The following is a 6,345-nucleotide window of genomic DNA, read 5'->3' on the forward strand; positions in this document are numbered from 1 at the left end:
CCCACGTTGACACAGACCTGCCTTCCAAATCTGATTACCATAGGTGCGATGAAGTGCGGCACCAGCAGCCTTCATGAGTATCTAAACCGGCATCCCGACATCCACATGTCGGTAGAAAAGGAAATCAACTATTTCGTAGGCCACAATAGCGATCGGTCGCTGGATTGGTACAAGGCGCACTTTGATGGAACAAAGGCCGTGCGCGGTGAATCTTCTCAAAACTATTCCAAGGCACATTTGGAGATTTACCGTGATGCTCCAAAGCGGATACATGCGTTGGTACCAGACCTGCGGATGATCTACCTCGTGCGTGATCCGATTGAGCGCTATCGGTCACATATCGCCGAGAATTACATCGGAGAGACTGATGAGATGAAAGCACTAAGCCAAGTTTCAGACAATTATGTCCAGACTGGGCTTTATCATTATCAACTTCAAGCTTTCCTACAATACTTCCCACTCGAACAGATTCTAGTGGTGGATTCCGATGGCCTCCAAACTGACCGCCTGACGACGATGAACAGGATTTTCAAGTTTCTGGGCGTGGACCAGGTGAACGATCCGGAGATCTTTGATTTCCAAGCGAACTTGAATGGCGAGGACGTCCTTCCTCCTCGCGTTAGGGGCAGTCTGGCGTACAGGGCCGCGCACAGGATTGCACCTGGCCCGGTCCAGTGGCTCGGCAAGCATCCGGTTATACGCAAAGCATTCTTCTCGGGAAGTTATAAGGCGACACTCGAGCAGGAAGAGCGTGACCGTCTCGCCGAACGCTTTGCCCCGGATGTGGCAGCGCTGCGCAGGTTGACCGGGCAGACCTTCGACGGGTGGCAGATTTAGAGGTTCCAAGATGATCGCCGTTATTGATTATGGGGCCGGGAACATTCGGTCCGTCATGAACATGTTGAAATCGTTGGGTGCCAAGGCGCGCATTGCCGAGGACGGAGCTGCGCTGGAGGGGGCGACACGGGTGATCCTGCCAGGGGTGGGCCATTTCGATCACGGCATGGCACAACTCGAAGCCCGTGGCTTCCTGGAGCCGCTAAACGAGCGGGTTCTACACGACCATCTGCCAACCTTAGGCATCTGTCTGGGGGCGCAGTTGATCGCACGCGGCAGCGAAGAAGGTGATCGCCCCGGTCTAGGCTGGGTTGATGCCGACGTGGTGGCCTTTGATCGCACCCGCATTGGCCCAGACCTGCGTGTGCCGCATATGGGGTGGGCTGAGACCTGGGCGCACGATCCGGCCGTAGCACAGGGTCGCCTGCCGAAAACAATTGCCGCGACGCTGTCGGAAGAGACACGCTTTTATTACGTGCACAGTTTTCACTTGTCCTGCGACGACCCGGATGCTGCGGTGCTGCGCGCGCATCATGGCTATGAATTCGCGGCCGGCGTGGCGGCCGAAAATATCCTGGGCTTCCAGTTCCACCCCGAGAAAAGTCACGCCCATGGCAAGGCACTTCTACAGGCCTTTCTAAACTGGACCCCAGACGCATGACCGGTACGGCTTTGATTCCAACTCCGGGGCGCCCGGCACAAAACCTACGCGTTCGTGTAATTCCGATGCTGCTGATTGACCGCAACGGGCGCCTGGTGAAAACTGTGAAATTCGGCAAGCGCACTTACATCGGAGACCCGATCAATGCGGTTCGTATCTTTAACACCAAGGCTGTTGACGAGTTGGTATTGATCGACATCGATGCCAGCGCGGATGGGCGCGAGCCAGCTTACGACCACATCGCCGAGATCGCGTCAGAAGCTTTCATGCCGGTGGCATATGGTGGTGGGCTGAACACGATGGATCAGATCGCCTGCACAATCGACTGCGGCGTGGAAAAGGTGATCTTATCAGGCGTACTTGCACAGGGCACAGACCTGATCGAAACAGCGGCCAAGCGTTGGGGGGGGCAGGCTGTTACCGTCTGCTTGCCGGTTGGGCGTAATTGGCGTGGCCGCCAGCAGGTGCGTCTGGCCCAGGGAAAGAAGCCAATGAAGGATGATCTGGACACGGTGGTTACCCGTGTGACAGATGCCGGCGCCGGCGAAATCATCATCTATGCCATCGCCCATGATGGAACATGGGGCGGATACGACACTGACCTTTGCGCTCAAGTTGCACGCGCCACATCCCTTCCGGTGGTGGCCTGCGGCGGCGCAGGCGCACCCGAGCACTTCCGCGCCGCCACCGACGCCGGTTGTGCAGCCGTTGCTGCGGGCAGCATGTTCATCTACCGAGCCAAAGGGCAGGGTGTGCTGATCAATTACCCAAGCAAGGTGCAATTGGATGCATATTTTTCCTGAATTGAGCGCCAGCCTCATTCGCGGGTAATCACCAATCATGATCTTAGGGCGCAAGAAACGCTTACCAGAGGCTTCGCGTAATTGATGAAATTCGAGAGCAACCCAAATGTGCCACTCCTGCCATTCCCGGTATTTTTTGATAGAAACGACTGGGAGCTCTTCGCGCTGGATGACTCGGGGTGGATCACGCAGAATTCCATCTGCCGGCAAGCGGTGCCCAATCTTTTTGCAACCCCGGTAGCCGTATTGCCCGGCCTGAAGGAACAAGTGTGATGTCAACAACTGCAACTACCAGAGACATGGGCACCCGCTATCAAATCTGCGCACAGACCGTGATGGACACCTCCGATCCCGACATTGTCTTTGATGCGGACGGGGTGAGCAACTACGTGCACGACTTTGAAGCATTTCGGATAACTTTGCCCGACACAGAGACACGCGACCGGCAATTGGCTGAGACGCTGGCCGAAATCAAACGAACGAGCCAAGGTAAGACTTACGATTGTGTCCTGGGGCTCTCGGGTGGGGTAGACAGCTCTTATATGGCTTGGCTGGCCAAGGATTGGGGCCTCAATCCTCTGGTCGTGCATTTCGACAATGGTTGGAACTCAGAGCTCGCTGTCAACAACATCGAGGAAATCGTCACACGGCTTGGGTTTGACCTGGAAACCCTGGTCATGGATTGGGAAGAATTCCGCGACTTGCAACGCGCCTACTTCAAGGCGTCGGTGGTGGACATCGAGGTGTGCACTGACCAATTGATCCAGGGCGCGCTCTATCGTCTCGCTGCACGTCATGGCATCCGCGCCATTCTGTCCGGCACCAATTGGGCCACCGAATGGCTGATGCCACCCAGTTGGAATTACCGTAAGCAGGATCTGGTCAACCTGTACAACATCCACCGCCAGTTCGGAAATGTACCGCTACGCAAAAGCACCACCTACGGGCTGCGCCAGCAGATCTGGTACACTTATGTCAAAGGCATCAAGACCTACGACATCCTTAACCTCGTCGAGTACAGCAAAGCACGCGCCAAAGAGGTGCTGATCCAAGAGCTCGGCTGGCGTGATTATGGCGGGAAGCATTATGAATCCGTCTTTACGCGGTTCTATCAAGGCCATGTGCTACCGCAAAAATTCGACATCGACAAAAGGCGCGCGCATCTGTCGAACCTCATCCTGACCGGCGAGATCACCCGCGATGAGGCCCTGCGCGAATTGCAGCAACCCACCTATGACGAGGAACTGCAGGCCGAGGACAAGGCTTACGTTGGAAAAAAGCTTGGGTTCTCGACCGAAGAATTCGACGCTATCTTGTCCGCAGGCCCGGTGCCACATGCCCAATACGGCACCGATCTGGAGCAACGCAAGCGCTTCATGGCCTGGGTCACCCGACTGTCCAAGACACGTAACGCCCTTCTGGGTCGGAAGCCTATCCCATGAGCACTGGTCCATTGGCCTTTGTCATATCGCCCCAGCCGTGGGCGGGTTTCCATGTCTCCAAACACCATTACGCCATCGCGTTGGCCGACTGTGGATGGCGGGTTGTGTTCATCGACCCGCCCACCGACCTGGGCAGTGCGGGCCGTATCGAAATGCATGCGACCGATATCCCTGGCATCACGTCATTACGGTATCAGACGTTCTTTCCCTACAAGCTGAAATTCCGCGCACGCTGGCTGTTTGACAGGTTGATGCGCCGACAAGCCCGCCGCCTGGTGACAAAAGTTGGGAAGCCCGATCTGGTTTGGGATTTCGACAACGCTTACCAGTTCCGCGACCTGCGCCCTTTCAGCGCAAAGACCACGCTGTTTCACTTGGTCGATGATGTAAGCAGCCCAAACATGGGCACGAAGCACGCCGATCACCTGTTCTATCTCCACCCTTCTTTTGCCACCCATGCGGGCGGGGTCGTGCACCCTGATCACCATGTCGGACACGGCTTGGGTCGCGCGCATGAAACCGCCGCGCGCAACACCGATTTCGGAACCCCCAATCCCGATCAGCCACATATCGGTTTTGTCGGCAATCTGGCCGCGGCCTGGATTGATTGGGATGCCATCGAGATAATGCTGACACGCCACCCACAGGCGCGGTTCACCTTTTGGGGGCCACATCCTGCGCCTGATGCAGCCAACACCGCGTTGACCCAAATTGTGGCACGGCCCAACGCCTTTTTACCTGGTCTGACCGCACCAGCGCAGATTCTAACTCAGGCCTCCAGTGTCGATGTCTGGCTGGTGCCATTCATCGCTGACAAACTATTGGGTGGGCCCCTGAATTCGCACAAGATCCTCGAATACCTCTCGACCGGGAAGGTCGTGGTTATGAGTTGGCTGGATGCTTATAGTGGTAACCCGTTGGTACACATGCTGCCAGATAGGCATAGTACAGCTCTCGCGGAAGTTTTGGATCAAGTGTTGGCGAACCTAAGCACGGCCAACAACCTCCAGAGCATGGAGGAGCGACGTGCCTATGCTATGGCCCGGACCTACGATCAACACTTGGCACATATCCTGCGGGTGGCGAAAATAGACATACAGGACCTCCATTCCAATGCGGCTTGATACCTTTTCCTCGGCGGACTTTGATCGTAGTGCCTCTCGCGCGACCGAAGCGCTTTGGTTGCTTCTGAGCGGCCTTTTCGTCGCGTCCTGGTTGCCCGGCTCGGGTTGGCGCGTGCGGCTTCTGCGCGCCTTTGGGGCTCGTATTGGTACAGGTGTGGTGATGAAGCCTAGTGTGCAGATCAAGTTTCCTTGGCGACTCACAGTGGGTGATCACACCTGGATCGGCGAAGGCGTCTGGATTGACAACCTTGCCGAAGTCCACATCGGGTCGCATGTCTGCATCTCGCAAGGCGCCTACCTTTGCACTGGCAGCCACGATTGGAACAAGGAGAGTTTCGATCTCATAACCCGCCGGATCGTTCTCAACGACCATAGTTGGGTCGGTGCGAAATCCATTATCGCACCGGGAACTAAAATTGGTGACGGTGCCGTATTGGCAATGGCCGGATTGGCCAAAGGGGAATTGAAAAGCTGGACTGTATATGCAGGCAACCCTGCAAGCGCCGTGCGCTCACGACAAACATGAAAAGCACGGAAACACTTGTCTCTGGCAGCGGAATAATTGTGACGCCGAATTTGCCAAAAGGGGGCTTGGCATGCTGAAAATCTCTGTCGTCACCGCAGTGTTTAATCGAAACCGTACCATTGCTGAGGCACTGAATAGCACTGCCGCACAGAGCTACATCAATGTCGAACACATCATTCAAGATGGTGGATCGACCGATGGAACACTCGCAATTTTAGAGGAGAGGGTGGGCGACAGCCTCGTGTTGGACAGTGCGCCCGATAGTGGAATCTATGACGGGATCAACAAGGGCATTCAGCGCGCTACCGGTGATGTGATTGGGCTTATGCATTCGGATGACCTCTTTGCCGATCAGAGGGTCTTGTCTTGGGTGGCTGAGGCTTTCCGTGACCCCGACATAGACGGTGTATACGGGGATCTGGACTATGTCGCGGCCGATGACACCAGCACCATCATTCGCCGGTGGCGGTCTGGGACATACGCACCGGAGAAGCTCCGGCGCGGTTGGATGCCGCCGCATCCGACGCTTTATCTGCGTCGTGAGGTTTACGAGACTTGGGGGCTGTATGACGTCTCATACCAGATCGCAGCAGATTACGATGCGATGCTGCGCTTTCTTGTAAAGGGGAGCATCCGCTTGGCCTATGTACCCAAAGTTTTTGTCAAAATGCGCGTCGGTGGCGAAAGCAATAAATCACTGTCCAAAATTTTCAGAAAAAGCCGCGAAGACTATCGAGCCATCTGTACGAACGGTATAGGAGGTGTCGGAACGTTGGCAGCCAAGAATTTTTCGAAGATACCGCAATTTTTTATTGGATAATAAAAACATGACAAAGACGGCGCTTATCACGGGTGTGACCGGACAGGATGGATCCTATCTGGCAGAGTTCCTGCTGGAAAAAGGCTATGAGGTGCACGGCATCAAGCGCCGTTCGTCGCTGTTCAACACGGC

At 55.7% G+C, this 6,345-nt stretch carries 9 protein-coding genes; all 9 read left to right on the forward strand.

All coding sequences use genetic code 11. The features are described from left to right. Positions 1–6: 6 nt before the first annotated feature. A complete protein-coding gene (locus TRL7639_RS22590) occupies positions 7–837 on the forward strand; it encodes a sulfotransferase domain-containing protein (protein ID WP_165759898.1) in 831 nt (276 codons plus the stop codon). Positions 838–847: 10 nt separating this feature from the next. Beyond that, positions 848–1,498 carry an imidazole glycerol phosphate synthase subunit HisH gene (gene hisH, locus TRL7639_RS22595; RefSeq protein WP_085798183.1) on the forward strand — a complete coding sequence of 217 codons (651 nt, stop codon included), beginning with the start codon at positions 848–850 and terminating at the stop codon, positions 1,496–1,498. 65 nt (positions 1,499–1,563) lie between these two features. Beyond that, positions 1,564–2,301: a HisA/HisF-related TIM barrel protein gene (locus TRL7639_RS22600; RefSeq protein ID WP_165759899.1), complete on the forward strand. Its 738-nt coding sequence runs from the start codon at positions 1,564–1,566 to the stop codon at positions 2,299–2,301. 84 nt (positions 2,302–2,385) lie between these two features. Further along, entirely contained in the window at positions 2,386–2,574 is a 189-nt protein-coding gene (locus TRL7639_RS23190; RefSeq protein WP_085798185.1) for a hypothetical protein, read from the forward strand. A 26-nt stretch (positions 2,575–2,600) separates the two neighbouring features. Beyond that, positions 2,601–3,743: an N-acetyl sugar amidotransferase gene (locus TRL7639_RS22610; RefSeq protein WP_085798186.1), complete on the forward strand. Its 1,143-nt coding sequence runs from the start codon at positions 2,601–2,603 to the stop codon at positions 3,741–3,743. Beyond that, the gene (locus TRL7639_RS22615; protein ID WP_085798187.1) at positions 3,740–4,867 is read left to right on the forward strand and encodes a glycosyltransferase family protein; all 1,128 of its coding nucleotides are present in this window, start codon (positions 3,740–3,742) and stop codon (positions 4,865–4,867) included. Before TRL7639_RS22610 ends, TRL7639_RS22615 begins: the two co-directional genes overlap by 4 nt. After that, positions 4,857–5,393: a WcaF family extracellular polysaccharide biosynthesis acetyltransferase gene (locus TRL7639_RS22620; protein WP_085798188.1), complete on the forward strand. Its 537-nt coding sequence runs from the start codon at positions 4,857–4,859 to the stop codon at positions 5,391–5,393. Before TRL7639_RS22615 ends, TRL7639_RS22620 begins: the two co-directional genes overlap by 11 nt. A 70-nt stretch (positions 5,394–5,463) precedes the next feature. Further along, positions 5,464–6,213 carry a glycosyltransferase family 2 protein gene (locus TRL7639_RS22625; protein WP_235820497.1) on the forward strand — a complete coding sequence of 250 codons (750 nt, stop codon included), beginning with the start codon at positions 5,464–5,466 and terminating at the stop codon, positions 6,211–6,213. A gap of 7 nt (positions 6,214–6,220) precedes the next feature. After that, on the forward strand, positions 6,221–6,345 hold a 125-nt coding region (locus TRL7639_RS22630), incomplete at its 3' end, for a GDP-mannose 4,6-dehydratase (RefSeq protein WP_133057696.1).

The sequence above is a fragment of the Falsiruegeria litorea R37 genome (assembly GCF_900172225.1).
Classification (GTDB): domain Bacteria; phylum Pseudomonadota; class Alphaproteobacteria; order Rhodobacterales; family Rhodobacteraceae; genus Falsiruegeria; species Falsiruegeria litorea.

What these genes read in the sequence shown, in the direction of transcription:
- hisH (WP_085798183.1), top strand. Translation starts at nt 848, where the DNA reads ATGATCGCCGTTATTGATTATGGGGCCGGGAACATTCGGTCCGTCATG.
- TRL7639_RS22600 (WP_165759899.1), top strand. Translation starts at nt 1,564, where the DNA reads ATGCTGCTGATTGACCGCAACGGGCGCCTGGTGAAAACTGTGAAATTC.
- TRL7639_RS23190 (WP_085798185.1), top strand. Translation starts at nt 2,386, where the DNA reads ATGAAATTCGAGAGCAACCCAAATGTGCCACTCCTGCCATTCCCGGTA.
- TRL7639_RS22610 (WP_085798186.1), top strand. Translation starts at nt 2,601, where the DNA reads ATGGGCACCCGCTATCAAATCTGCGCACAGACCGTGATGGACACCTCC.
- TRL7639_RS22615 (WP_085798187.1), top strand. Translation starts at nt 3,740, where the DNA reads ATGAGCACTGGTCCATTGGCCTTTGTCATATCGCCCCAGCCGTGGGCG.
- TRL7639_RS22620 (WP_085798188.1), top strand. Translation starts at nt 4,857, where the DNA reads ATGCGGCTTGATACCTTTTCCTCGGCGGACTTTGATCGTAGTGCCTCT.
- TRL7639_RS22625 (WP_235820497.1), top strand. Translation starts at nt 5,464, where the DNA reads ATGCTGAAAATCTCTGTCGTCACCGCAGTGTTTAATCGAAACCGTACC.